General features: G+C 58.8%; 1 protein-coding gene. It reads left to right on the forward strand.

Annotation, left to right across the window (positions count from 1 at the left end):
• Positions 1–203 precede the first annotated feature (203 nt).
• Positions 204–443, forward strand: coding sequence for a hypothetical protein (locus HW554_RS20330; RefSeq protein WP_126546997.1), 240 nt, complete (start codon positions 204–206; stop codon positions 441–443).
• Positions 444–580 lie beyond the last annotated feature (137 nt).

Below are 580 nucleotides of genomic sequence, written 5' to 3' on the forward strand. Positions count from 1 at the left end.
TGAACATCTGAATCATTTCCAGTCACTTGCCGCAATAAGGGCAGGTTGAGGCCTCCCTCCGAAACGCGTCCGGCATGGTGTGTTGCCGGTCTGAGGCCTGTTTTCTGTGCTACGGGGTCCTGTCTTTAACCAAGCTCAAAACAAGCGGCCCCGTTCTGGGCTTTGCTGGCAATGATTCGCCGTGTTTATTTAGCCGCAACCCCGTGCAAGCTCCTTTGAATTTTGGTCCCGCCGAACAAACCCACCACCAGCGCCAAGAGATTGCGGACCGCGCGATGGCCATCACCCTCGAAGAAGAGCGGCATGCCAAAGCCGAATTGTTAGCCCTTTACGACCAGTACGTGGCCGGCGAAGTGGATTTGTACGCCATCAGCATTCATGTTGGGGAACAGACGCGCCAGCGGCTGCTGGGGTTAATAAATGCGGGGCCTGCTGGCCGCTAGGGCCGTGGGACCTGTCAGTTGGGCGTCGTGGCGTTCCACCACGATTAGCCAGCAGCGTGCTGGCAGCAAATAGTGGCGCCAGATGCGGAGACAGCGCGGGCGTGACGGGCTGGTACCGGTTGAGCATCGCCTCTAGG

This window comes from Hymenobacter lapidiphilus (assembly GCF_013377885.1).
In the GTDB taxonomy this organism is placed as follows: Bacteria; Bacteroidota; Bacteroidia; order Cytophagales; family Hymenobacteraceae; genus Hymenobacter; species Hymenobacter lapidiphilus.